Raw genomic sequence first — 24,930 nt, forward strand, 5'->3', positions numbered from 1 at the left:
GGGTTACATAGTCGCAGGCTGCGGCAAGGACTTTTCCCGCGACTCCGTCGTCTCGCCGCCTTCGAGCTCGTGGTCGGTGGCGGACCCGTGGTGGCGTGCGGCGCCGATCGCCAGGAGGCAGTACCCGGCGACGATCCACGCCCCGAGCGCCAGGAAGGCCCCGCCCGCGCCCGCCGTGCCGCCGAAGAACGCCGCGCTCCGCAGTGCACTCCCGGTGGCGCCCAGCGGCAGCCACTGGCCCAGCGTGCCCCAGATGTGGGGCAGGAACTCGGGCGGCATCGCGATGCCGGACAGCGGCATGCCGACGATCAGGAACAGGGCGGCACCGATGCCGACGCCCGGGAGGCCGACGAGCGCGACGAAGCCGGCCACGGCGGCCGCGATCGCGAGGATGCCCGCGGACAGGGCGAGCCACTGCGCCACGAATCCGCCCGGCAGGACCCCGATCGCCGAGGTGGTGGCGATCGCGGCGGCACCCACCGCCAGCGCACCGACGGGGAGTGCCAGGGCGACGACCGACGCGCGCCGGCCGAGGAACGTCGCGGCCAGGGCGAGTACGACGCCGGTGAGGAAGACGGGCATGACCATCGAGCCGAAACCCGCGCCCCGCGGGTCGTCGGCGGACGCGGGCGCCACGTCGACCACCTGCGCGCGACCCTGCGACGCCTGCGTGCCGATCTGGGTGAGCATCTGCGCGGCGACCGGGCTCGCGCCGGTGGCGATCACCGTCTGCGGCTCCGCGCCGGTGGCGACGCCGCCGTAGACCTCGCGATCGCGGGCGGCCTGCTGCAGTTCCGCAGGGGTGGCATAGGTGTGCACCTCGAATGCGCCGGGCTCGCGCTCCTGCAGTGCGGCGGCGGCCTGCGCGGCGCCCGGGCCCGCGACGCCGACCGGCAGGTCGTGCGGGTTCGCCCGGGACGCCGGGCCGGTGAACATCAGCAGCAACAGAGGTATCGCGACGCAGAGTGCGATCAGGACACCGATCAGCTTGCGGGTCATTGTGACCTCCGAAGTATTTCAACGAATGATGAATCCCACGGTAGGGCTCACCCCGGCTGTATGTCAATGGATGTTGAAATGTAGAGTGACCTGGTGGCGAGCAGGAGCGGGCGCAGGGCCGGCGCGAGCACTGCGAAGGACGACATCCTGGCGGCCGCCCAGGAACTCTTCGCGGCCGACGGATACGACCGCGTCTCTATACGAGCGATCGCGGGTAAGGCGGGCGTCGACGTGGCGCTCGTGTCGTACTACTTCGGTAACAAGCGCGGCCTGTTCATCGCGGCGATGAGCCTGCCCATCGACCCGGGTCAGGTGATCGGGGGAGCGGTACGCGGGGACCCCGGCGGGCGTGGCGAGCGTCTTGTGCGGACCATGCTCAGAGTGTGGGACGACCCCGCCACGGCGGACGGGATACGTGCGATGTTCCGTTCGTCCGCCGTCGACGAGGCCGCAGCCCACGCCTTCGGCGAGTTCGTCGCCACCGAGATGCTGCCCACCGTCGCGCGCGAGGCCGGCGTGCCCATCGCTACGGCGCAGGTGGTGGCGAGCACCCTCTACGGGCTGATGTTCCTGCGGTACATCGTTGCAGTGCCGCTGTACGCGCAACTTACCGCCGACGAGGTGGTCGCACAGTTCGCGCCGGCGGTGCAGCGGATCTTCGAGGGAGGTTAGCTTCGCGGGCCCGGAGCCCGATCTCGGCGTCGCCGTCAGAGGCTGTGGAACGCGCCCTCGATGCCCTTCGCCACATCGATGATGCGTGCCGCCTTCACCTCGGGCTTATCGATCTCGTCGGCCACGTACTGCGCGATGAAGCGCCGGATCTCGTTGTCGACGCTCGCCACCACGCGCACCACCGATGCGCGGATGTTGTGCGACGACACGTCCACCCACACGTCGCGGGGGCGCGGCGGGTCGACCTCGATGCGCAGTTCCAGCGGGTTCGCGGCGTGCACGGTGAGCGGGAGGGTGATGAGGCCGTCCACGTCGTAGCGGATGCGGTCCACGCGTAGGTCGATCAACAGGCCGATGCGCAGCGGGATCTTCACCGTGAAGGTGATGAGGTCGCCGACCGCGCGCGTCAGCTTGGGCTCGGAGATTCGAACGTCTGCCCACACTTTGGCCACGCCGCCGGGGCCCGACGGGATCGGTCCGACCTGGAAGTCCTCTCCTGCCAGATCCGAGAACGCGGAGCCGACGCGCTCCTCCGTCACGGCGACCTCGAAGAAGCGTCGGCCGAACTCCTCGTACGTCAAGTAGTCGGTCACTCGGTACATCCTGCCGTATCAGCGAGACGGGGCGCCGCGAATGTCGTTCGCAGCGCCCCGTGTCGGGTGGGACGGATCTCTACTTCTTGCCGCCCGGACGCTTCGCACCTGCGGCGATGCCGAGGCCCTTGGGCTTGGGTCCAGCCTCGGGTTCAGGCGTCGACGATGCCTCTGCTTCCGACTCCGACTCCGCCGCATCCGCTGAATCGGTTGTTGCCGGCGCCTCGGTCTCGGGCACAGCCTCGGTCTCGGGTGCAGCCTCGGTCTGGGACGCCTGCTCGGTGTCGGATACAGCCTCGCTCTCGGGGGCCGATGCTGCGTCCTGGGCCGATTCGGTCGCCGGAGCCCTCGTATCCGATGCGGATTCGGCGGCGCCGGGCTTCTTGGGACCGCCCGGTCGCTTCGCGCCTGCGGCGATGCCGAGGCCCTTGGGCTTGTCTGCGGCGGGTGCTTCAGGCTCTGCCGACGCCTGAGGCCGGGGTGCCTCGGGTGCCGCCGGCTCCGCCGCTTCGGCGTCAGGGGCTTCTGCTTCCGCGGGCTCGCTCTGGGGCGCTGCGGGCGCGGGCTTGGCGGCGCCCGGCTTCTTCGGTCCGCCGGGTCGCTTGGCGCCTGCGGCGATGCCGATGCCCTTGGGCTTCTCGGCCGCGGGTTCCGTGGTCTCCGCCTCGGGTGTAGCGGCGTCTGCAGGCTCGGCGTCAGGGGCTTCTGCTTCGGCCGGCTCGCTCTGGGGCGCTGCGGGGGCGGGCTTGGCGGCGCCCGGCTTCTTCGGTCCGCCGGGTCGCTTGGCGCCTGCGGCGATGCCGATGCCCTTGGGCTTCTCGGCCGCGGGTTCCGTGGTCTCCGCCTCGGGGGCCGCAGGCTCCGCAGCAGCCTCTTCCGGTGCCGTTTCGTCCGCCGCGGGTGCGGCTTTCGCTGCGCCGGGCTTCTTGGGCCCCGCGCCGCCGGGCTTCTTCGGGCCGCCCGGGCGCTTAGCACCCCCGGCGATGCCCAGCCCGCCCGCGGAAGCCGCACCCTCGGCCGCCGTCTCGGCCGCCTCGGTGGTGGGCTCCTCGGCGGAGGGGGCAACCGCAGCCGCCCCGGGCTTCTTCGGACCCGCGCCGCCCGGCTTCTTCGGACCCGCGGCCCCGGGCTTCTTGGGACCCGCAGCCCCGGGCTTCTTGGGGCCGCCACCCAGGCCGCTGCCTGCGGCGGGTGCGTCCGCGGGCGCGGACTCCTGGGGCTCCGCGGCAGGTGCCGATGCGCCCGGCTTCTTCGGGCCGCCGCCGGGCTTCTTGGGGCCGCCCGGCTTCTTCGCTCCGCCGGCCAGGCCGGTCGCGGCAGCAGCGGCACCCGCGGCGGCAGTGCCCGCCGCGGCGGCGGGAGCCGACTCGGCGGGCTTCTCCGGGGCCTCGGGGGCGGCGGCCTCGGCCTCCGCGGCCTCCTTCTCCTTCTTCAGCGGCTTGCCGGCGTCCGTCTTGCGGTTCGGGTTCCCGACCACCACACCGTCGGGCTGGCCCCGACGGACGGACTCGAGCAGCATCTGTGCTACGTCGACGACCTCGGGCACGTTGCCGAGCTCCTCGGCCTTGGCCGTCACACCGTCGGAGAGCATCACCCGGCAGAACGGGCAGCCGGTCGCGATCTTCTGGGGCGTACCCGCGCCGTCGGATTCGGACGTGTCGAGGGTGTCGAGGGCCTCGTCGACGCGGTCGGAGTTGATGCGCTTGCCGAGTTGCTCCTCCATCCACATGCGCGCGCCGCCGGCGCCACAGCACATCGACCGCTCGAGGTGTCGCGGCATCTCCTTGAGCTTGGCGCCCGACGCGCCGATCAGCTCGCGCGGGGCCTCGTAGACCTGATTGTGGCGGCCGAGGTAGCACGGGTCGTGGTAGGTGACGTCCTCCGACGGGGGCGCGACGGGCACCAGGCGCTTGTCGCGGACCAGCTTGTTCAGCAGCTGCGTGTGGTGGACCACCTCGTACTCGCCGCCCACCTGCGGGTACTCGTTGCCTAGGGCGTTGAAGCAGTGGGCACACGTAACGACGATCTTGCGCCCGCTCGCGGGCACGCCCTCGAAGACCTCGTCGAGCTGGGCGATGTTCTGCTGTGCCAGCATCTGGAACAGCAGCTCGTTGCCGGCGCGCCGTGCGGAGTCGCCGGTGCAGGTCTCGCCCTGGCCGAGGACCAGGAAGTTCACAGCGGCGACGTCGAGCAGCTCGGCGACGGCCTTGGTGGTCTTCTTCGCGCGGTCCTCGAACGCTCCGGCGCAGCCGACCCAGAACAGGTACTCGTAGCCCTCGAACGAGTCGGTGTGTTCGCCGAATACGGGGATCTCGATGTCCAACTCGTCGATCCATGCCGTGCGCTGGCTGGCGTTCTGGCCCCAGGGGTTGCCCTTGTTCTCGAGGTTCTTGAACAGGCCCGCCAGTTCGTGTGGGAACTCGGACTCGATGAGCACCTGGTAGCGGCGCATATCGATGATGTGGTCGACGTGCTCGATGTCGACCGGGCACTGCTCGACGCACGCACCGCACGTGGTGCACGACCACAGGACCTCGGGGTCGATGACGCCGCCCAGGGCGTCGCCGCCCTCGGAAGCGTCCGCGGGGCCGCCGACCAGCGGACGGGCGGCTTCGGCACGGGCCTCGGCTGGGATCTTCTCCAGCTCACTCTCGCGGACGTTGCCCTCGTCGTCGACGAGGCCGACCTCGTCGCCCCCCATGTCGGTGCGGCCACCGGCCAGCAGATACGGCGCCTTGGCATAGCCGTGGTCACGCAGGCTCATGATGAGGAGCTTGGGGCTCAGCGGCTTGCCGGTGTTCCAGGCGGGGCACTGGCTCTGACAGCGGCCGCACTCGGTGCAGGTCGTGAAATCGAGCCAGCCCTTCCACGAGAAGTCCTCGATCTTCCCGGCGCCGAAGGCGTCGACGTCCGGGTCGGCGGTCTCCATGTCGAGGACCTTGCCGCCGGACATCATGGGCTTCGCCGCTCCCAGAGCGCGTTTCGAGCCCAGGTCGCGCTTGAAGTAGATGTTGAAGAACGCGGAGAAGCGGTGCCACGCGACGCCCCATGTGAGGTGGCTGCCGACCAGGATCAGGAACGTGACTCCCGACAGCAGCTTGATGAAGGCGAAGATGGACACCATCGTCGGGCTCGCGGGGAGCAACGTCGCGAGGTGGATCGTGAAGAAGTCGGTGACGTTGCTGCCCTCGCCGTAGGTCGCGATCTTGCCGGCCTTGACGAAGGTCATGCCGAGTCCCTCGACCAGCACGATGGCTTCGATCGTGTACGCGGGAACGAACTTGGAGCCCGTGAAACGGGAGAGCAGCTCGGGATTGCGCGGGTGCCGGACCTGGCGGATCGCGATGAGCACGAGGATGCCGACGACCGTGCCGAGACCGAGCAGTTCGTCGACCAGGTGATAGATCTTCCAGCCGCCGATGATCCACCAGTGGAAGTGCGGATCGAAGGTCTGCGGCAGCGCCTCGAACCACAGAATCATGCCCGCCAGGAAGCCGATCATCACGAACCAGTGGGCGATGCCGACGGTGCGGTTCTTGATCATCTTGGTGTGCGCGAGGAATTCGACGACGACCTCGGCTGCGCGCGGGATGAAGGGGGACCACCGGTCGGGGGCGGGCTGACCCTGGGCGATCGTGCGGACCATGCGCCAGGCGCCGGACAGGTAGACGGCCCAACCGGCGACGAAGGCGATGGCGCCGATCGTGCCGAGGGTGATGGTCACGGCGTTCCAGTGGTGCTGCACATCGTGCTCCACGTCGTGCACCTTTCTGCTGCGGTGCCGGGCTCGCGTCGGCCAGCCGGCATGAGCTGTATGTTACTCGCCAGTAAGGTGTGCTGAAAACTGGCCACTCTCGTAGAGCAACGGTAGAGGTAGGCGGGGACGTGCGAATCGTGCAGGATTGCCTAAGTAGCCTGCGCACGATGTGGATTGCGAGTTCGGTGGCGCGCGGGCTGCGCGGGGACGGCCCGCTCTACGGTCCCGACGACGCCCCGCCCGCCCCGGTCGCCATAGTGTTCGGAGCCTCGGTCAAGGGCGGGCGCCCCGGATCGTTCGTCGAGGGCCGGCTCGAGGCGGCCCTTGCGCTGTACGAGGCGGGGCGGGTGCAGCGCATCCTGGTGTCGGGCAACGCCGGAGGCACGTCGGGCGACGAGATCGAGGTCATGACGGGCTGGCTCCGCAGCCGCGGGGTGCCCGCGTCCGCCCTGCTCACCGACGGTGTGGGTCTCGACACGTTCCTCACGTGCCGGCACGCACGCGAGGACTTCGGTCTCACCCGGGTGCTCGTCGTCTCGCAGGGCTTCCATGCGCGCCGAGCGGTCGCGCTGGGCCGCCACCTCGGCCTCGACGTCGACGGTGTCCGTGCCCCCTGTGACTGCACGCGCCGAGCCTGGGTGCGCAATCGCGCCCGCGAGTACCTCCTCTCGCGCCCCAAGGCCGCGCTGGACATGGCAAGACACCGGTGAAATCGGTGGCCCACCACGCATAGTCGATCGGTGCGGGGTGTGTGGAGCGTCATAGTCGCTCTGCGGTGAGTCGCTGTGCAGGGCTGCTCGGCTACGGGCTGTGCCGGTAGACGTGGCACCGGACGCAGGTCCACCTGCGGCGGCCGATCGACGACGTGCTCGCCTAGTGGGCCAGCAGTTTGAGAGCGATCACGCCGAGGCCGAGCGCGGCCTCGGCGGCGAGCACGATCACCTGGTGCCAGAACGTCAGTGACACCCGGCGCACCGCGAGCACGCCGATGCCGACCAGCCAGAGTGCGAGGACGACCTCGCCGATGCGCACCGCCGTGAGCGGAGCGAGGGCGCCGGCGGCGGATGCGATCAGGAGCAGTACCGGCACGGACACGCCCGACACTGCGCCGATCGCGACCTTGAGTGCGTGCCCGAACTCCGCACGGTTCATCAGCCGCTCATGAGCCACGATGTGAGCGATCACGTCGGCGAGGGTCACGGCGGCGACGGTTCCCGCCACCGTCAGGATCAGTGTCCACAGGGCGTCACCCGCCGCGACGTGGTCGTGCGTCCCGAGCGCGATGAGCACCGTCAGGGCGGTGAAGGTGACGTAGATGCGCTCCTTGACGATGTCGGCGACCTGGCCGCGCGGAAGATCCGTCGTGTCTCGGTGGCGGCGCACCAGGCGGATGTTACTGCGCTTGCGGCAGTTTCACGCCCTTCTTGGCGGGACGCCCGGCGGAGGGCGGCGGCACCATCGGGCCGATGTCACCGTCGGGGGCGGCGTCGAGGTCGAGCATCACGGGCGCGTGGTCACTCGGCCCCTTGCCCTTGCGTGCCTGGCGGTCGATCCATGCCGCGGCGCGGCGGTCGGCGACCTCGGGACCGGCGAGGATGAGGTCGATCCGCATGCCGTAGTTCTTCTGGAACATCCCGGCGCGGTAGTCCCAATAGGAGAAGACGGTCTCGTCCGGCCAGCGCTCGCGTATCACGTCGCGCAGACCCAGCTCCGCGAGATCGGCGAGGGCTTGGCGTTCGGCCGGCGTGACGTGGGTGTGCCCCTCGAAGGCGGCGGGATCGAAGACGTCGTGGTCGGTGGGTGCGATGTTCATGTCGCCGCACACCAGCTGCGGCACCGTGTCGGCTGCCACCTGGTCGCGCAGCTTCGCGAGCCACTCCAGCTTGTAGGCGTAGTGGTCGGAGGCGACCTCGCGTCCGTTCGGCGTGTAGAGGGAGTGCACGCGGATGCCGCCGCACACGGCCGAGATCGCGCGGCCCTCGATGTCGGATGCCGCGCCGAACGCGGGCGCGTCGGGGATACCGCGCACCACGTCGTCGAGGCCTACGCGGGAGAGCAGGGCGACGCCGTTCCACTGCGGCTGGCCGAAAGTGGTGAACTGGTAGCCGCGCTCGGTGAGATCCGGGCCTATCAGGGTGGCGAACGCGTCGTCCGTGAGCTTGAGCTCCTGCAGGCAGACCACGTCGGGTTGCCGCTGGTCCAGCCATTCCAGCAGCCGTGCGTGGCGCTGCTTGACCGAGTTGACGTTCCAGGTGGCTACGCGCATGGCGTCCACCGTATCGGGGACCACCGACAGGTTCTGCATAGGATCGGGGCCGTGGACGAGGCGGCGCGCGAGCGATACACGGCCGCAGCGCACGCGTCGGCGGCCGTGGTCATCGCCCGCTATTCGAGCTCGTTCACACTCGCCTCCCGCCTGATGCCGCGCCGGGTGCGCAGGGACATGGCGTCCGTGTACGGCCTGGTCCGGGTGGCCGACGAGGTGGTCGACGGCGCCGGTTCGGCGCCCGCCGCACAGCTCGCTGCGCTGGAGCGGGAGGTCGAGGCGGCGCTGGGCTACGGGTTCTCCACCAACCTGGTGGTGCACGCGTTCGCGGACACGGCGCACCGCACCGGCTTCGGCACCGAGCTCACCCGGCCGTTCTTCGCGTCGATGCGCGCGGACCTCGTGGCTGCGTCCCACTCCGCGGCGTCGCTGGCCGACTACATCCACGGCTCTGCCGAGGTGGTCGGCCTCATGTGCTTGCGGATCTACCTCGCCCCCTCGGCGGCATCCCGCTACGACGAGCTCGCGCCGGGGGCGCGGGCGTTGGGATCGGCGTTCCAGAAGATCAATTTCCTGCGCGACCTCGCGTACGACGCCGGCCGGCTGGGCCGCTCCTACTTCCCGGACACCGACGCCGAGACGATGACGGCCGAACAGTTCGACGTGTTCGTATCCGACGCCGAGGCCGATCTCGCCGCCGGCCGTGCGTCGATCGCGGGATTGCCGCGCGACGTGCGGCGTGGGGTGTACGTGGCGGCCGACGTCTACGGCGAACTGCTCACCCGCCTGCGCGCCGCCGGCCTGGCCGGCGTGCGCGCCGAGCGCGTCCGCATCCCGGCATGGCGCAAGCTCGGCCTAGCGGCCCGCACTGCCGCAATGCCCCGCTGACGGCGTCGATACGTCGGCTATTGCGCAACGACGCTGAGCGCTGCGTCTTGCGGCAGATCAACCGCTGACTCAGGCGGCGTTTCGCGCGAGGAAGTCGGTGAGTAGTGCGGCGAATTCGTCAGGGCACTCGAGCTGCGGCATGTGGCCGATCCCGGGAAGGAGGTGTGTCTCGGCGTGCGGCAGGCTCTTTCGCAACATCTCGAGGTGCTTCGGGGGCAGGATCCTGTCGTGGTCGCCCCACAGCCCGAGCGTGGGGCGCGGGGCCGCACTGATCACGCCGAGGAGTTCCTTTCGCCACTCGGGGAGAATGCCTGCGCGGGGTGATCCCAGCGCCCGCGAGGTCCGCCACGTGGTGACGCCGGCGTCGGTGGTCCGCCCGATCTCGAGCGCGTGATCGACGCGCTCGCGCGTGGCGAAAGCCTTGTCCGCGAAGATGAGTCGCTCTTGGATCACCGCGGACGGGCGGTTCACCTGCGTGGCGAGGAAGCGGCCCAGCACCGGCAGGCCGAGCAGCCGCAGCAGCGGTGTGACCTCTTGCCCGAATCCGGCGGGGTCGACGAGGGTCATCGTCTCGACCTGGTGCGGGCGCAGCCGCGCGAACGCCATCGTCACCGCGCCGCCGAGCGAGTTGCCGACCACGTGCGCGGGCCCGTCGACGCCCAACGCATCCAGGGTCTGCCCGACGCCCTCGGCGAGCTGCGGCAGGTCCGCACCGTCCGGATGCGCCGCGGACCAGCCGTACCCGGCCAGGTCCATCGCGATCAGGCGCCGATCACCGAGTCGATCGAACAACGGGTCCCAGTCCTCGAGGCTGCGCGTGATCCCATGCAGCAGCACGACGGGTAGCCCGGCATCGGCCTCGGTGGTCCGCACGCGGACGCGCCGGCCGGCAGTGGTGATGAACCGGGGTGCACTCACCTGTTCTCCCCGACCCATTCGAGCAGCGGTTCCACCACGGCCTCCGGTCGTTGCGTCACCACCCAGTGACCGCCCGAGATCTCGCGGTCACGCGAACGCGGCGAGGCGTCGAGCCCGCCGAGCTGTGTGGCGCGCCGTACGAACAGATCGCCACGCGGGGTGAGGACCTGGACGGGCACGGTCGTCGTCGCGGGTTCGGGTCGGAGGAACGGGCGCGGCATGTTCGCCCGGTAGAGGTTGAGGCCGTTCACGAAGTCGCGGTCGCTGCGCAGGTATACCCCGTCGGCGACGGGGCCCGCGCCGCGCCGCTCGAGTCGCTCGATGAGCTTCTGGCCCCAGCCCCGCCGGTAGAGGGTCTCGGCGACGCCGGGCGTGAGGAACACGGGGATGTACGCCGAACTCACGAGCTGCTGCGCCGCGGACAGGGCGCCGGGCACGTCCCGGACGGAGCGGAACATCCGGCCGCCGTGGTTGAGGTTCGGACCCGAGATGGACGTGTACGACGCCACGCGCGCCGCCACCTCGGGCTCGCATACCGCGTGCCAGGCCTGGATCGAGCCCCAATCGTGGCCGAGCAGATGCACCCGGTCGACCCCGATCGCGTCGATCACGCGCGCGATGTCGTCGATGATCTGCGGGAACCGGTACCCGGCCTTGCCCGCGGGGGCCTCGGACTCGCCTGCGCCGCGCACGTCGAAGGTCACGACGTTCGCACGTCCCGCGAGCCGCGCGGCGACGCCGTCCCAGACGTGGTGGTTGTCCGGGTAGCCGTGCACAGCGAGCACCGTGGGGAGGTCCGGGTCGTTTGTGCCGTAACGGAATCCGGCGAGGGTGAGCCCGTCGGACGTGGCCACGTCGAAGCGCGTCTGGTCGGGGATCGTCATTGGTGAGGTCCTAGAGGTCGAGGGTCAGGTGGTCGCCCTTGGCGCGGGAGACGCAGGTCAGCATCTGGCCGTGCTCGCGCTCGTAGGGGGTCAGGGTGTGGTCGCGGTGGTCGATCTCGCCGTCGAGCACCTGCACGCGGCAGGTTCCGCAGAAGCCCTGTCGGCAGCTGTAGGGCGCCCCCGGGCGGCGGGCGAGGACCGCGCTGAGAACGGTCTCGTCGGCGGCGACCTCCACCGTCTCGCCCGTCGAGGCGAGCGTGACGCTGATGGGCCGGCCGTCGACGACCGGCGGCGCGGAGAAGCGCTCGTAGTGCAGTTCGACGTCGATGCGGCCGATGAGGCCGACGCGCAGCGTCTCCAGCATGGGCAGCGGCCCGCAGGCGTAGATCGCCGTCGGGTCCGGGGTGTCGCCGATGAGGTCCTGCGCAGACGGGATGCCGTGTACGTCGTCGGTGCGTACCTCGACCTTGTCACCGAAGCGCTCGACCTCCGAGATGAAGGGGATGGTGTCCTCGGAGCGGCCGGTGTAGATCATCGACCAGTCGAGTCCGATGCGCTCCGCGGCGATCATCATCGAGAGGATCGGTGTGATGCCGATGCCGCCCGCGACGAAACGGATCCTGCGTGCGGGCGAGCCGTAACCGGGGACGGCCAGTGGCATGCCGTTGCGCGGGCCCTTGATCGTCACGGTCGACCCGATGTGCAGGGTCTCGTGCACCTCGACCGAGCCCCCGCCCCCGTGGGGGATGCGGCGGACGGCGATGCGGTAGCTCTCCTGGTCGGCGGGGTCGCCGCACAGCGAGTACTCGCGCATGCGGCCCGACGGCAGCAGCAGGTCCAGGTGCGCACCCGGGGTCCAGGGGAGTAGCGGCCGTTCGTCGTCGGCGACGAGGCGCAGCGCGACGACGTCCTTGTCATGCGCCACGATCTCGCGCTCGACGATGCGCAGCGTCCGCGTGCGGTCCGGTTCGGCGAGGTGCCGAGGCCGCATCAGGTGGTTGAACGTGGGCAGCACGATGCTGAAGAACGCGTTGGAGAAGCGCAGTAGCGGGTCGTGCTTCCAGCGGCCGTAGAGGTGCGGCGGGATCTCGGCGACCTTCTCGCCGGGCGGCCGGAAGCGCGAATGCGCCCCGTCGTGTCCGCGCGGCTCGGCGGCATCGAGGTCTGGGCGTTCGCCCGACGTGTCGTGCGGTGAGGTCACGCCTCGGCCGCCCGGGCAGCCGGGGAGGTCGCGAGGTAGGCGACCGCCTGTGCGGTCGAGCCGATCGAGGCCGGGTCGAAGGACGGCTTGAAGTAGAGCAGCGTGAACTTGATGACGTTGCGCAGCTTGGGAAGAACGTTGCGGTGGCTCCCCTTGAGGTACTCCCACCACAGCCGCGGATACGAGTAGTCGAACGTGGAGTCGGAGCGGACCATGAACCCGGCCGCACGGTGTAGCGCAAGCACCAGGAACACCACGCCGACGATCATGGCCCGGCAGCGATGGAAGTAGCTCGGGTCGAAGTAGTTGGCCACGTCGTGTGCGACGCTGCGGTGCTCGACCTCCTCGGCGCCGTGCCAGCGGCAGATGTCCGCCATGGTGGGGTCCACGTCGTAGTCGTCCCACGCGTTGTTCAGCGCGAACACGCCCAGGATCGCGGTGTAGTGCTCGACGGCCGCGATCAGCCACAGCCGCTGCACCATGTCGTTGTACTTGGCCTTGTCCGAATGCTGCGACCGGGGCGCGAGCATCTTGCGGAAGACGTACTCGAACTGCCGGAGGATCGGGGCGGTGTCGATGCCGCGGGCCTCGAGATAGCCGCTCACCGCCTTGTCGTGCGCCTCGGCGTGCATGGCCTCCTGGCCGATGAAGCCGCGCATCGTGCGTGCCAGGTCCTCGTCCTTCACATAGGGGAGGGCCTCGTTGTAGACCTCGCAGAACCAGCGCTCGCCCTCGGGGAGGATGAGGTGCAGGATGCTGATGATGTCGGACGCGACGGGCTGGCCGGGCATCCACTCCAGTGGGGTCTTGGACCAGTCGAAGGTCACGTTCCGAGCGTGGATCTCGACCGCGGTCGGCTCGTGCTTCTTGGCCGTACGGGCGCGAGACGACATTGGACCACTCCGTTCCTTTGCAGGCGGTCTGCGTCGACCGCCGGGCGTCTGCCGAGACTAGCAGTCGGTGAGAGAGATCTTCCAGTCTCCTATCAGACCTTGTGAAGGGGGGCAACGGCGAGTTAATGTACAACCAAATGGTTGTATCAATGCTCGCAGAGCTCACGGACGACGACACGGACCGGATCTTCCACGCCTTGGCGGACCGGACGCGGCGCGACATCGTCATGCGGTCGCTGACCGCCGAGAACTCGGTGTCCGAACTCGCGAGCAGGTACGACATGAGCTTCGCCGCGGTCCAGAAGCACGTCGCGGTGTTGGAGAAGGCCGGGCTGGTCACCAAGCTGCGGAGCGGGCGCGAGCGTCTCGTGCGCGGCGACGTCGAGGTGATCCGGCGGGCCGGACACCTGCTCGCGCAGTACGAGCAGGTGTGGCAGGGGCGGGTGACGCGCATGGATGCGCTGCTCGCAGAACACCGAGATCAGGAGTAGCACGATGCCCGTCGTATCCAGCAGCAGGGACGCAGACGCCCTGACGCTCACCATCGAGAGCGAGTTCGCCGCGACCGCCGAGCAGGTCTGGTCGCTGTGGTCCGATCCCCGCAGGCTCGAGCGGTGGTGGGGCCCGCCGACGTGGCCCGCCACGTTCGTGCGGCACGAGTTCGTCCCCGGCGGCCAGTCGCGCTACTACATGACCGGTCCCGACGGCACCAAGGCCGGCGGCTGGTGGACGTTCCTCGACATCGTCGAGCCGTCGGCGATCAGCATCCGGGACGGCTTCGCGGGCGAAGACGGCGAGCCGGTCGATCCGGGCGACTACGGAACCATGGACGTGGCCATCGCCGCGAAGGACGGCAGGACCGCCATGACCGTCATCAACACCTTCCAGTCCGCAGAGCAGATGCAGAAGCTGCTCGACATGGGGCAGGAGGAGGGGATGAAGGAGGCCATGGGGCAGATCGATGTGATCCTCGCCGACGGGTGAGCATGTCCCACGTGACCGTCGACCTGTTCCTGTCCGCGGACGGCTGGGCCAAGGGCGTCGCATCGCCGGGCTACTTCGGGTACCACGGGCCAGACCTCGAGCGGTGGATAACGGAGGCGCGTACGCCGGGCGAGCGGATCCTGCTCGGGCGCCGCACATTCGACGCGCTGAACGGGCTTCCCCAGGAGTATCGCGATAAGGGCTTCCGCCGCATGGCCGCCGCTCCCACGACGGTGTTCTCGACCGCGCTGGAGTCCGTCCCCTGGCCCGGGGCGGAGGTGGCCCGCGTGGATCCGGCGGAGTATGTGCGGTCCGCCGCCGACGATGTGCCGCTGCGCACCATGGGGAGCCTGTCGATCGTGCGGCAGCTGCTGGACGTCGGACTGGTCGGACGTATGCGACTCCTGTTCTTCCCGTGCCTGGTGGGTGCGGGCGGACGGGAGGCCCCGTTCGAGGGTGTGCGCAGCGCCGATCTCGAGGTCACCGATCGGCGACTGCTGGACGGGCGCATCGTCCTCGTCGAATACCGGCCGACCGGTCGGCCCGCGCCGGCCGCCTAGTACGGGTCGTATCGCCCCGGGGGAAACGCCTGGGCCGCAAGCCGCCCCGAGATCAGGGCGGGTGGCACGCCGACACCGGGATGGGTGAACGAGCCGGCGAGGACTGCGTTCGGGATCCCTGGGACGCGGTTGCGGCGGCGCAGGGGTCCCGTCTGCGTCAGCGTGTGGGCGGCGGAGAACGGCGTGCCGCCCGCCAAGCCCGCACGGGCCCACGTCGCCGGGGTGTCGAGGCGCAGGAGCTCGCCGCGGTCGATACCGCGGTAGCCGCGTCGGCGCAGCGTGGCGAGGCAGTGCCGAAGGTAGCCCGGCCCGGCGGCGGCCCAGTCGATCGGCGCGGACTCGAGGTTGGGGCACGGCGCCAGCACCGACACGGGTGCGTGCGCGCCCGTCGTCACGGCCGGCCGGGTCAGCAGGAACGACGGGTCCGACATGCACCGCCCGCGCCCGCGCGTCGCGGTGATCTCGGCGAACGTCGTCTCCCAGGCGGCACCGAAGTCGAGGGTGTGGTGGGCCTGCGTCGGCCACGCCGCCTGGTCGTCGGGATCGACGAGCAGGTGTCCGACGACCGCCGACGGCGACAGCCGCACCCGCCGCGGGGCGCGTCGCGGGAGCAGGCGGTCGGTGACGGGTGTGTCGGGGGTGAGGACCACGCCGTCGACGGTGAGCGGACCGGTGTCCGTATCCAGAGCGGTCGCGCGCCCGCGCACGATCTGTAGACCCGTCACCGCCGTTCCGAGCCGGACGGTGCCGCGTCGCGCGACCTGCGCGGCCATCGCCTCGGCGACCGCGCCCATGCCCCGCCTCGGGTAGACCACGCCCAGCCCGACGTCCATGTGTGAGATCACCGCGTAGACCGCGCGGGCCTGCCGTGGCGACACGCCCGCGTAGAGGGCCTGGAAGGTGAGCATGCGGCGGGCGCGCGGGTCGAGCACCCTGCGGTCCACCTGTGCCTGCATCGACGTCAGCGCGCCCAACCGGACGATGCGGCCGAGCCTGTGCAGGTCCCGGGGGTTCGCATACGTGAGCGGCGCTGCGTCTCCCGCGATGAAGCGCTCATACGCGGCATCGAACATCTGCTGCTGCCAGCGCATGTGGTCGGGGGCGTCGAGCTGGTCGGGGACCGCGAGGGTGGACCCGTCGGCGAAGCGTCCGACGTAGGCGGGGGTGACCGGCAGCAGGTCGAGTTCCGCGCGCGCCCGTGCCTCGTCGAGTCCGCCCGCGACCAGGGCGTCGACGGCGAGCTGCGGCATCGTGAGGACGCTCGCGCCCGGGTCGACGTCGTGTTCGCGTCCGGCGCGGTCCGCGGCCCGGACGGTGCTCGCGCGTCCGCCCGGTCTGGCGGCCCGCTCGACCACGGTGACCTCGTGCCCCGCGCCGAGGAGATGCAGGGCTGCGGACAGCCCCGCGAGGCCCGCGCCGACCACCCCGATGTGCACGCCGGGCAGTCTACGTGCGCCTTCTCTGATTGAGTGGGATCGACTCAACTTTTTTCGAGGATCGGGAACATGTGAGACTCTCCGCCCGTTGGAACCATCGAACGACTTGAGCGACTGGGACTCAATGGGGTAGAACGGTGAAGGGCTTCCCTTGAGTGAGGGGCGCTGAAGTCTTCCTGATACGACGTAAGCAAGCGCGCGGCCGCGACCCGGCCGCGTAGAACACAAGGAGGCAGTATGGGACGTGCAGTAGGTATCGACCTCGGCACCACCAACTCGTGCGTTGCGGTCCTCGAAGGTGGCGACCCGGTCGTCATCGCGAACGCGGAGGGCTCGCGCACCACACCGTCGGTCGTCGCGTTCGCGCGTAACGGCGAGGTCCTCGTGGGCCAGCCGGCGAAGAACCAGGCGGTCACCAACGTCGACCGCACGATCCGCTCCGTCAAGCGCCACATCGGCAGCTCGGACTGGAGCACGTCGATCGACGACAAGAGCTACACCCCGCAGGAGATCAGCGCTCGCACGCTGCAGAAGCTCAAGAGGGACGCCGAGTCGTACCTGGGTGAGGACGTCACGGACGCCGTCATCACGGTTCCCGCGTACTTCAACGACGCGCAGCGCCAGGCCACCAAGGAGGCCGGGCAGATCGCTGGCCTGAACGTGCTCCGCATCGTGAACGAGCCCACCGCGGCCGCGCTCGCGTACGGGCTGGACAAGGGCGAGAAGGAGCAGACCATCCTGGTCTTCGACCTCGGTGGCGGTACGTTCGACGTCTCGCTGCTCGAGATCGGCGACGGCGTCGTCGAGGTCCGCGCGACCTCCGGCGACAACCACCTCGGCGGTGACGACTGGGATCAGCGCATCGTCGACTGGCTGGTCGAGAAGTTCAAGAGCCAGCACGGCATCGACCTGACCAAGGACAAGATGGCGATGCAGCGTCTGCGCGAGGCCGCCGAGAAGGCGAAGATCGAGCTGTCCTCCGGACAGAGCACCTCGATCAACCTGCCGTACATCACGGTGGACTCCGATAAGAACCCGCTGTTCCTGGATGAGAACCTGTCCCGCAGCGAGTTCCAGAAGATCACGTCCGACCTGCTCGAGCGCACGCGTGCGCCGTTCCAGTCGGTGATCAAGGACGCCGGCATCTCGGTGAGCGATATCGACCACGTGGTGCTCGTCGGCGGCTCGACCCGCATGCCTGCGGTCACCGAGCTGGTCAAGGAGCTCACCGGGGGCAAGGATCCCAACAAGGGTGTCAACCCGGACGAGGTCGTCGCCGTCGGTGCCGCCCTACAGGCCGGTGTGCTGCGCGGCGAGGTCAAGGACGTGCTGCTGCTCGACGTCACCCCGCTGTCCCTCGGTATCGAGACCAAGGGCGGCGTGATGACCAAGCTCATCGAGCGCAACACCACGATCCCGACCAAGCGCTCGGAGACCTTCACGACGGCGGACGACAACCAGCCGTCCGTGCAGATCCAGGTCTTCCAGGGCGAGCGCGAGATCGCGGCGCACAACAAGCTGCTCGGCAGTTTCGAGCTGGCCGGGATCGCTCCCGCGCCCCGCGGTGTGCCGCAGGTCGAGGTCACCTTCGACATCGACGCCAACGGCATTGTGCACGTGACCGCGAAGGACAAGGGCACGGGCAAGGAGAACACCATCAAGATCTCCGACGGCAGCGGGCTGTCGAAGGAGGAGATCGACCGCATGGTGAAGGACGCCGAGGCACACGCTGCCGAGGACAAGGCCCGCCGCGAGGAGGCCGAGACCCGCAACCAGGCCGAGTCGTTGGTCAACCAGACCGAGAAGTTCCTCAAGGAGAACGAGGACAAGGTCCCGGCCGACAACAAGGCCAAGGTCGAGGCCGCGATCGCCGAGGCCAACCAGGCGCTGGGCGGCACCGACCTCGCTGCCGTGAAAGCCGCTGTCGAGAAGCTGAAGACCGAGTCGCAGTCGCTCGGCGAGGCCCTCTACGCCCAGGCCGGTGCCGACGGTGCCGCGGGTGCGTCCGGTGCGGCCGGTGCGGACGCCGGCGAGCAGGCCGACGACGGTGTGGTGGACGCCGAGGTCGTGGACGACGAGAAGGACGCCAAGTAATGGCGGCCGAGTCCCACACGCCCGAGGGACCCGAGGCCGACCAGGCCTCGGGGCCCGCGCCGGCGCCGGACGAGGTCTCCGTCGACGCTGAGGTCGTACCCGAATCCGCTCCCGATGGCGGCGCTGCGGCGCCGGCCGACTCCGAGAAGGTCGGAGAGCTGACGGCGGATCTGCAGCGGCTGTCCGCGGAGTTCGCGAACTACCGCAAGCGCACTGCGAAGGACGTCGTGGAGGCTCGCGCCGCGGGCAAGGCAGCCGTGGTAGGCGAGCTCCTGGTGGTTCTCGACGACCTCGAGCGTGCGCGCAGCCACGGCGACCTCGACACGGGACCACTCAAGGTGTTCGCCGACAAGCTCAACTCGGTGCTGACGGCGCAGGGACTGGAGCCCTTCGGCGCCGAGGGCGACGAGTTCGACCCGGCCATCCACCAGGCCGTGTCGCACGAGGGCGACGGCGCCGATCCCGTAGTCGGCGCGGTCATGCGCCAGGGCTACCGCGTCGGTGGCAAGGTGATCCGCGAGGCCATGGTCGGCGTCGTGGACCGCGCGTCCGCCGGCGACGACAACGACAACGACAACGACGATCAGGATCAGACGTCCGGGGTGGACGCCTGACGCGAAGGAGGTGATGCCCAGTGGCCCAGAGGGAATGGGTTGAGCAGGACTTCTATAAAGAGCTGGGTGTCAGCTCCGATGCCTCGCAGGACGACATCAAGAGGGCGTACCGCAAGCTCGCGGCCGAGCTCCATCCGGACCGCAATCCGAACGACAGGAACGCCGAGGACCGCTTCAAGCGGGTCTCGGAGGCCAACTCGGTGCTGTCGGATCCGGCCAAGCGCAAGGAGTACGACGAGACCCGGCGCATGTTCGGATCCGGCGGGCGGTTCGGTGGCGGTGGCGGGTTCAGCGGCAATGCCGGTGGCTCGCAAGGCTTCTCGTTCTCGGACATCTTCGACGGTGCCGCCTCCGCGGGCGGTGGCCTGGGCGATCTCTTCGACGGGCTGTTCAACCGCGGCGGCGGGAGCGGCGGACCCGGTCCGCAGCCGACGCCGTCGAGGCCGCGCCGCGGCAGCGATCTGGAATCGGAGATAACCCTCGATTTCCGCGACGCGACGCTGGGCGTCACGACACCGATCACGCTGACGTCGCCGTCGCCGTGCACCACTTGCCACGGGTCCGGTGCGCGGCCCGGTACCAGTCCGCGGGTCTGTGTCACGTGCAACGGTGCGGGGCTGGTGAGCCGGAACCAGGGCGCGTTCAGCTTCTCGGAGCCGTGCCCCGACTGCCGGGGCACGGGCTCCGTCGTGGACGACCCGTGCCCCGACTGCTCCGGAACCGGCGTCACCGTCCGCACGCGGAAGGTGAACGTCAAGATCCCGCCGGGCGTGGCCGACGGCCAACGCATCCGGCTGGCGGGCCAGGGGCAGGCCGGTATGCGAGGCGCGCCGTCGGGCGACCTGTTCGTGACCGTGCACGTCTCGGCCGACAAGGTGTTCAGCCGTAAGGGCGACGACCTGCAGGTCACCCTGCCGGTCTCGTTCTCCGAGCTGGCGCTCGGGGCGACGGTGACGGTGCCGACGCTGGGGCAGCCGGTCGGGGTCAAGATCCCTGCGGGCACCCCGGACGGACGGACGTTGCGCGTCCGTGGCCGAGGTGTGCCGAAGCGCACGGGCGGCGCGGGCGACCTGCTGGTCAAGGTGAGCGTGGCGGTGCCTGGCTCGCTCGACGACAAGGCGGCCGATGCGCTGCGGGCGTACACCGACGCCGAGCGCGCGAGCGGATTCGATCCGCGCAGCGGCTGGGCGGGCAGCGGAGCAGGCGGGTCGGGTGTGTGATGGCGAAGACACCGGAACTTCCCGAGGATCCGGACGCCCACGTCTTCATGATCTCGGTGGCGGCGCAGCTGGCGGGGATGCATGCGCAGACCCTCCGCACGTACGACCGTCTCGGGCTCGTCACGCCCGAGCGGTCGTCCGGCGGGGGACGCCGCTACTCCACGCGGGAGGTCGACCTACTGCGTGAGGTGCAGCGGCTGTCGCAGGACGACGGCGTGAACCTGGCTGGCATCAAGCGGATCATCGAGCTGACGAACCAGGTCGATGCGCTCCAGCGCCGCGTCGAGGAACTGACGGCCGAGCTCCACGAGGTGCGTTCCGACTCCGGGCGCCGCCAGGCCGGCGAGCTGGTGCACGTACCCAAGTCGAGCGCCATGGTCGTTTGGCAGCCGCGCCGCGGCAAGCGTTGAATCCGATCGAGACCTCACCGCCACCCCGATACGGCGGTGAGGTCTTCGTGACTGCCCGGCCGGATCGGCAACTGCGCGGTGACCGTCGTTGACCCGCAGGTAACGGGCCGGCGGTTGCATCATGGGCATGACTCAGCCCAGCATCTTCCAGACCATCGGCGGCTATGACGCGCTCACGGCCGTCGTCGACGACTTCTATGTACGCGTGCTCGCCGATGGCGAGCTCGCGCCGTTCTTCGCCCGCACCGATATGCGTCGACTCAAGAACAGGCAGATCGAGTTCTTCGCAGCCGCACTCGGCGGGCCCGATCCATACACCGGCGCATCCATGCAGCGGGTGCACCGGGGCCGGGGCATCACGATGCACCACTTCGAGCTCGTCGCGGGGTATCTCACCGCCGCGTTGCTCGCCGCGGGTGTGCCGGATGACGTCACCGGTCAGATCCTCGGGGCGATTGCGCCGCTTGCACCCGACATCGTCACCGAAGGTGCTGCCTGATCAGGTGCCTCGCGCCGTTTCCTCGGCAGCCGGGGGACCGGCGGCTGGAACTCAGCCGGGTCCCGTCCGATCGCAGCGGCTCAAGCGCGCAACGGGTCGTGTTGGATCCGATGCGGTTTCGCACCGGCCTGTACGGCCGCGTCGCCCGCGGCGTGGATCATCTCGGGTGGGCCCGCGATGAGCACCTGTTGTCCCCGCAGGTCGAGCCCGGCGATCGCGTCGACGACGGTGCCGTGCCGCAACCGCAGAGCGCGGTGGGGTGGAGCCGGCCGGTCCATCCACCACGGGTCGCGTCGCTCCTCGGTCACCTGCGTGACGGTCAGCCACGGATTGGTCGCGGCGAGCGTGCTGAGCGCGTCCGAGTCGTAGAGCGCTCCGGGGGACTGCGCACCGACGATCAGGTGCACGTGCGGGTTCTCGGCGGAGATGGACATCTGCATGAGGATCGACTTCATCGGAGCGAGCCCGGTGCCTCCGGCGACCAGGGTCGCGGGGCGATCACCGTCGACCCGCAGCGTGCCGTGGATCTGCCCGAACTGCCAGACGTCGCCGGGTGCGGTCTCGGCCGCGATGGTCCGCGACACCCACCCGCCCCGGGTGGCGCGGATGTGGAACTCCATGTGCCCGTGCGTGTTCGGTGGCATCGCGATCGAGAACGGGCGCCAGTAACGGGGCAGCTGCGGGATCTGCGTCTCGATGTACTGGCCCGCTCGCCAGAGTGTCGAGCGCCCGGCGATGAGACGGACGATCGTCAGGTCTCGCTGCGGCCGGAGGACCTCGACCACGCGGGCGGCGCGCCGTGCGGGGGTGGGGTCCGACTGCGCGGCGCCGCGCATGACGCCTGTGATCATGGTCGCGGTGTGATCGACGAGGGCGTAGTCGTCGTCGTCCAGTCGCTCCGCCCCCACTGCCCCGATGATCTGCACGTACAGCGCGTCTCGCAGGGTGTCGTAGTGGGCGTCGGTCATGCCGAACTTGCGCTGGTCGCGCCCGAGCTGTGCGAGCAGTTCGATGAGCTCCTCGTGGGTCTCTGCGGTAGGCAGGGTGCGCATGGTGTGCGTCACCACCTGCAACAACAGCTCGCGATGCTCGGCCAGGTTCGCGGGAAACGCCTCGCGCAGCTCCGGGTGGGCGACGAACAGCCTGGCGTAGACGCGTTGCGTGAAACCGTCCGGATCCTCATCGAGGATGTCGGCGATCTGAAGCAGCCCGTGCCGTGCGTGGCTCCCCACTCAAGCTCCTACCCTGATGGACGCGTCGGATACTCCGCTCATGGTAGTCGCCAGCGGTGACAGGCGCCCTCCGCGCCAGGGTGTGCGTTGCCGCGCCCAGACCCATACTTGAGTGGAATAGACTCAAGAAAGAGTGCGTTGTTCTCATCGACGGTGCATACTTGAGCCTGTAGCGCTCAGGTGTGCTCCACGGAGCGATGACGACGAACTTGACTTCAGGAGGGCATATATGGATTCGTTCACTCCCACGACCAAGACGCAGGCGGCCCTCACCGCCGCACTGCAGGCGGCCTCGTCGGCGGGCAACCCCGACATCTCACCGGCGCATCTGCTGGTAGCGCTGCTGGACCAGACCGACGGTATCGCCGCGCCGCTGCTCAAGGCGGTAGGCGTGGATCCGGTCACCGTGCACAACCGGGCGCAGGAACTGGTGGACCGCAAGCCGAAGGCCTCCGGCGCCACCACGACCCCGCAGCTCAGCCGCGAGGCGATCGCCTCGATCGCCGCCGCGCAGAAGCTCGCGACGGAGATGGGCGATCAGTTCGTCTCCACCGAGCACGTGCTCTACGGGCTCGCGGAGGCGGGCGGCGAGGCCGCGAAGCTGCTGGTCGACGCCGGTGCGTCGCCTGCCGCGATCCGTGACGCGTTCACCTCGGTGCGTGGCTCGGCCAAGGTGACATCGGAGAACCCCGAGGCCCAGTACCAGGCACTCGAGAAGTACTCGACGGACCTCACGGCCCGCGCGCGCGAGGGCGAGCTCGATCCGGTCATAGGTCGCGACAACGAGATCCGCCGCGTGGTTCAAGTGCTCTCGCGGCGCACCAAGAACAACCCGGTGCTGATCGGTGAACCCGGCGTCGGCAAGACCGCCATCGTCGAGGGCCTGGCGCAACGCGTCGTGGCGGGGGATGTGCCGGAGTCGCTGCGCGACAAGACCGTGATCTCGCTCGATCTGGGCTCGATGGTCGCAGGCGCCAAGTACCGCGGCGAGTTCGAGGAGCGGCTCAAGGCCGTGCTCGACGAGATCAAGGACTCGGCCGGGCAGATCATCACGTTCATCGACGAGCTGCACACGATCGTCGGTGCCGGTGCCACCGGAGAGTCGGCGATGGACGCGGGCAACATGATCAAACCGATGCTGGCGCGCGGTGAGCTGCGGCTGGTCGGCGCCACCACGCTCGACGAGTACCGCCAGTACATCGAGAAGGACGCCGCGCTCGAGCGCCGCTTCCAGCAGGTGCTGGTTGGCGAGCCGAGTGTGGAGGACACCGTCGGCATCCTGCGCGGGCTCAAGGAGCGGTACGAGGTGCACCACGGCGTGCGCATCACCGACTCCGCACTGGTCGCGGCGGCTTCGCTGTCGGACCGCTACATCACATCGCGGTTCCTGCCCGACAAGGCGATCGACCTGGTCGACGAGGCGGCGTCTCGTCTGCGCATGGAGATCGACTCCCGCCCGGAGGAGATAGACGCGGAGGAGCGCGTCGTCCGTCGCCTCGAGATCGAGGAGATGGCGCTCGCGAAGGAGTCCGACGATGCGTCGAAGGACCGGCTGGAGAAGCTGCGTGGCGAACTCGCGGACCGCAAGGAGAAGCTGGCCCAGCTGAACTCGCGCTGGCAGAACGAGAAGACCGCCATCGACTCGGTGCGCACCCTCAAGGTGCAGCTCGAGAACCTCAAGGGCGAGTCCGAGCGGGCCGAGCGCGACGGTGACTACGGCCGTGCCGCGGAGCTGCGCTACGGGCAGATCCCGCAGCTCGAGAAGGACCTCGACGATGCCGTCGCCAGGTCTGGTGCCGCCTCGGACGGCGACGTGATGCTCAAGGAGGAGGTCGGACCCGACGACGTCGCGGATGTGGTGTCGGCATGGACCGGGATCCCCGCGGGCCGCATGCTCGAAGGCGAGACCGCCAAACTGCTGCGCATGGAGTCCGAGATCGGACGCCGAGTGATCGGGCAGACCGCTGCGGTCGAGGCTGTTTCGGATGCGGTCCGGCGTACCCGAGCGGGTGTCTCCGACCCCAACCGGCCGACCGGCTCGTTCCTGTTCCTCGGCCCCACGGGCGTCGGCAAGACCGAGCTCGCCAAGGCGCTGGCCGAGTTCCTGTTCGACGACGAGCGGGCCATGGTGCGCATCGACATGTCGGAGTACGGCGAGAAGCACTCGGTCGCCCGGCTCGTCGGCGCGCCCCCCGGCTACGTCGGGTACGAGGCCGGCGGGCAGCTGACCGAGGCCGTGCGGCGGCGCCCCTACACGGTGGTGCTGTTCGACGAGGTCGAGAAGGCGCACCCGGACGTCTTCGACGTGCTGTTGCAGGTGCTCGACGAGGGCCGCTTGACCGACGGCCAGGGGCGGACAGTGGACTTCCGGAACACCATCCTGATTCTCACGTCCAACCTGGGCGCAGGCGGTACGCCCGAGCAGGTCATGGCAGCGGTGCGCGCGAAGTTCAAGCCGGAGTTCATCAACCGGCTCGACGATGTGCTGATCTTCGACGCGCTGGACTCCGACCAGCTGGTGAACATCGTCGAGATCCAACTCGGCCAGCTGCGCAAGCGGCTGTCCCAGCGCCGCCTGGACCTGCAGGTCACCGACGGCGCCAAGCAGTGGCTCGCCGAGCGCGGATTCGACCCGCTGTACGGCGCCCGCCCGCTGCGCCGCCTGGTGCAGCAGGCGATCGGGGATCAGCTCGCCAAATCGCTGCTCGCGGGTGACGTGCGAGACGGCGATGCGGTCCCGGTGGACGTCTCGCCCGACGGGGACCGCCTGGTGATCGGCTAGCGCCCTCCCTAATAGAGAATCGGGGGGC

23 protein-coding genes are annotated in these 24,930 nt (G+C 69.7%); 12 read left to right on the forward strand and 11 right to left on the reverse strand.

The genetic code is table 11. From position 1 onward, the window contains the following. Positions 1-3: 3 nt before the first annotated feature. Positions 4-999, reverse strand: coding sequence for an ABC transporter permease (locus tag P0W64_RS06105; protein ID WP_275479174.1), 996 nt, complete (start codon positions 997-999; stop codon positions 4-6). A gap of 93 nt (positions 1,000-1,092) precedes the next feature. Here P0W64_RS06105 and P0W64_RS06110 point away from each other — a divergent pair, with 93 nt between their 5' ends. After that, positions 1,093-1,671, forward strand: a complete 579-nt coding sequence (locus P0W64_RS06110; protein WP_275479176.1) for a TetR family transcriptional regulator — start codon at positions 1,093-1,095, stop codon at positions 1,669-1,671. Positions 1,672-1,706: 35 nt separating this feature from the next. Here P0W64_RS06110 and P0W64_RS06115 read toward each other — a convergent pair whose 3' ends face one another. Then, complete coding sequence (locus P0W64_RS06115; RefSeq protein ID WP_275479177.1) at positions 1,707-2,273, reverse strand: hypothetical protein; 567 nt, start codon at positions 2,271-2,273, stop codon at positions 1,707-1,709. A gap of 70 nt (positions 2,274-2,343) precedes the next feature. Continuing rightward, a complete protein-coding gene (locus tag P0W64_RS06120; protein WP_275479179.1) occupies positions 2,344-6,021 on the reverse strand; it encodes a heterodisulfide reductase-related iron-sulfur binding cluster in 3,678 nt (1,225 codons plus the stop codon). Between the two features lie 167 nt (positions 6,022-6,188). Here P0W64_RS06120 and P0W64_RS06125 point away from each other — a divergent pair, with 167 nt between their 5' ends. Further along, positions 6,189-6,731, forward strand: a complete 543-nt coding sequence (locus P0W64_RS06125) for a YdcF family protein (RefSeq protein WP_275479180.1) — start codon at positions 6,189-6,191, stop codon at positions 6,729-6,731. Positions 6,732-6,894: 163 nt separating this feature from the next. Here the strand turns inward: P0W64_RS06125 and P0W64_RS06130 are convergent, their stop codons facing one another. Then, positions 6,895-7,404, reverse strand: a complete 510-nt coding sequence (locus tag P0W64_RS06130; protein WP_275479181.1) for a hypothetical protein — start codon at positions 7,402-7,404, stop codon at positions 6,895-6,897. Between the two features lie 10 nt (positions 7,405-7,414). Then, the gene (locus P0W64_RS06135) at positions 7,415-8,287 is read right to left on the reverse strand and encodes an exodeoxyribonuclease III (protein WP_275479182.1); all 873 of its coding nucleotides are present in this window, start codon (positions 8,285-8,287) and stop codon (positions 7,415-7,417) included. A gap of 51 nt (positions 8,288-8,338) precedes the next feature. Here P0W64_RS06135 and P0W64_RS06140 point away from each other — a divergent pair, with 51 nt between their 5' ends. Then, the gene (locus tag P0W64_RS06140) at positions 8,339-9,175 is read left to right on the forward strand and encodes a squalene/phytoene synthase family protein (protein WP_275479183.1); all 837 of its coding nucleotides are present in this window, start codon (positions 8,339-8,341) and stop codon (positions 9,173-9,175) included. A gap of 69 nt (positions 9,176-9,244) precedes the next feature. Here the strand turns inward: P0W64_RS06140 and P0W64_RS06145 are convergent, their stop codons facing one another. The 4 genes from P0W64_RS06145 to P0W64_RS06160 all read right to left on the reverse strand — a co-directional run bounded on the left by P0W64_RS06145 (position 9,245) and on the right by P0W64_RS06160 (position 13,071). Further along, the gene (locus tag P0W64_RS06145) at positions 9,245-10,093 is read right to left on the reverse strand and encodes an alpha/beta fold hydrolase (RefSeq protein ID WP_275479184.1); all 849 of its coding nucleotides are present in this window, start codon (positions 10,091-10,093) and stop codon (positions 9,245-9,247) included. After that, positions 10,090-10,977, reverse strand: coding sequence for an alpha/beta fold hydrolase (locus P0W64_RS06150; RefSeq protein WP_275479185.1), 888 nt, complete (start codon positions 10,975-10,977; stop codon positions 10,090-10,092). Before P0W64_RS06150 ends, P0W64_RS06145 begins: the two co-directional genes overlap by 4 nt. A gap of 10 nt (positions 10,978-10,987) precedes the next feature. Then, complete coding sequence (locus tag P0W64_RS06155) at positions 10,988-12,064, reverse strand: PDR/VanB family oxidoreductase (RefSeq protein ID WP_275479212.1); 1,077 nt, start codon at positions 12,062-12,064, stop codon at positions 10,988-10,990. A gap of 110 nt (positions 12,065-12,174) precedes the next feature. After that, complete coding sequence (locus P0W64_RS06160; protein ID WP_275479186.1) at positions 12,175-13,071, reverse strand: metal-dependent hydrolase; 897 nt, start codon at positions 13,069-13,071, stop codon at positions 12,175-12,177. Between the two features lie 137 nt (positions 13,072-13,208). On the opposite strand from P0W64_RS06160, the gene P0W64_RS06165 reads away from it, so the two are divergent. From P0W64_RS06165 to P0W64_RS06175, 3 genes are read left to right on the forward strand one after another with little or no spacing between them, the layout of a single operon-like run. Then, a complete protein-coding gene (locus P0W64_RS06165) occupies positions 13,209-13,562 on the forward strand; it encodes an ArsR family transcriptional regulator (protein WP_275479187.1) in 354 nt (117 codons plus the stop codon). A gap of 4 nt (positions 13,563-13,566) precedes the next feature. After that, positions 13,567-14,055 (forward strand): SRPBCC domain-containing protein, encoded by a 489-nt coding sequence (locus tag P0W64_RS06170; RefSeq protein ID WP_275479188.1) that lies wholly within the window; start codon positions 13,567-13,569, stop codon positions 14,053-14,055. An 11-nt stretch (positions 14,056-14,066) separates the two neighbouring features. Continuing rightward, a complete protein-coding gene (locus P0W64_RS06175) occupies positions 14,067-14,615 on the forward strand; it encodes a dihydrofolate reductase family protein (RefSeq protein ID WP_275479189.1) in 549 nt (182 codons plus the stop codon). On the opposite strand, the gene crtI is transcribed toward P0W64_RS06175, so the two are convergent. Further along, complete coding sequence (gene crtI / locus P0W64_RS06180) at positions 14,612-16,051, reverse strand: phytoene desaturase family protein (protein WP_275479190.1); 1,440 nt, start codon at positions 16,049-16,051, stop codon at positions 14,612-14,614. The two genes, P0W64_RS06175 and crtI, sit on opposite strands and share 4 nt — an antisense overlap. A gap of 237 nt (positions 16,052-16,288) precedes the next feature. Here crtI and dnaK point away from each other — a divergent pair, with 237 nt between their 5' ends. The 5 genes from dnaK to P0W64_RS06205 all read left to right on the forward strand — a co-directional run bounded on the left by dnaK (position 16,289) and on the right by P0W64_RS06205 (position 20,888). Continuing rightward, on the forward strand, positions 16,289-18,145 hold the full coding sequence (gene dnaK / locus P0W64_RS06185) for a molecular chaperone DnaK (protein ID WP_275479191.1): 1,857 nt from the start codon (positions 16,289-16,291) through the stop codon (positions 18,143-18,145). Further along, positions 18,145-18,759, forward strand: a complete 615-nt coding sequence (gene grpE / locus P0W64_RS06190) for a nucleotide exchange factor GrpE (RefSeq protein ID WP_275479192.1) — start codon at positions 18,145-18,147, stop codon at positions 18,757-18,759. Before dnaK ends, grpE begins: the two co-directional genes overlap by 1 nt. A gap of 20 nt (positions 18,760-18,779) precedes the next feature. Beyond that, the gene (gene dnaJ / locus P0W64_RS06195) at positions 18,780-19,979 is read left to right on the forward strand and encodes a molecular chaperone DnaJ (RefSeq protein ID WP_275479193.1); all 1,200 of its coding nucleotides are present in this window, start codon (positions 18,780-18,782) and stop codon (positions 19,977-19,979) included. Next, entirely contained in the window at positions 19,979-20,389 is a 411-nt protein-coding gene (locus tag P0W64_RS06200) for a helix-turn-helix transcriptional regulator (RefSeq protein ID WP_275479194.1), read from the forward strand. Before dnaJ ends, P0W64_RS06200 begins: the two co-directional genes overlap by 1 nt. A gap of 121 nt (positions 20,390-20,510) precedes the next feature. Continuing rightward, positions 20,511-20,888 carry a group 1 truncated hemoglobin gene (locus P0W64_RS06205; RefSeq protein WP_275479195.1) on the forward strand — a complete coding sequence of 126 codons (378 nt, stop codon included), beginning with the start codon at positions 20,511-20,513 and terminating at the stop codon, positions 20,886-20,888. 80 nt (positions 20,889-20,968) lie between these two features. On the opposite strand, the gene P0W64_RS06210 is transcribed toward P0W64_RS06205, so the two are convergent. Continuing rightward, a complete protein-coding gene (locus P0W64_RS06210; protein ID WP_275479196.1) occupies positions 20,969-22,120 on the reverse strand; it encodes an FAD-binding oxidoreductase in 1,152 nt (383 codons plus the stop codon). Between the two features lie 229 nt (positions 22,121-22,349). On the opposite strand from P0W64_RS06210, the gene clpB reads away from it, so the two are divergent. Next, the gene (clpB, locus tag P0W64_RS06215) at positions 22,350-24,902 is read left to right on the forward strand and encodes an ATP-dependent chaperone ClpB (RefSeq protein WP_275479197.1); all 2,553 of its coding nucleotides are present in this window, start codon (positions 22,350-22,352) and stop codon (positions 24,900-24,902) included. Positions 24,903-24,930 lie beyond the last annotated feature (28 nt).

This window comes from Tsukamurella sp. 8F, from assembly GCF_029167375.1.
In the GTDB taxonomy this organism is placed as follows: Bacteria; Actinomycetota; Actinomycetes; order Mycobacteriales; family Mycobacteriaceae; genus Tsukamurella.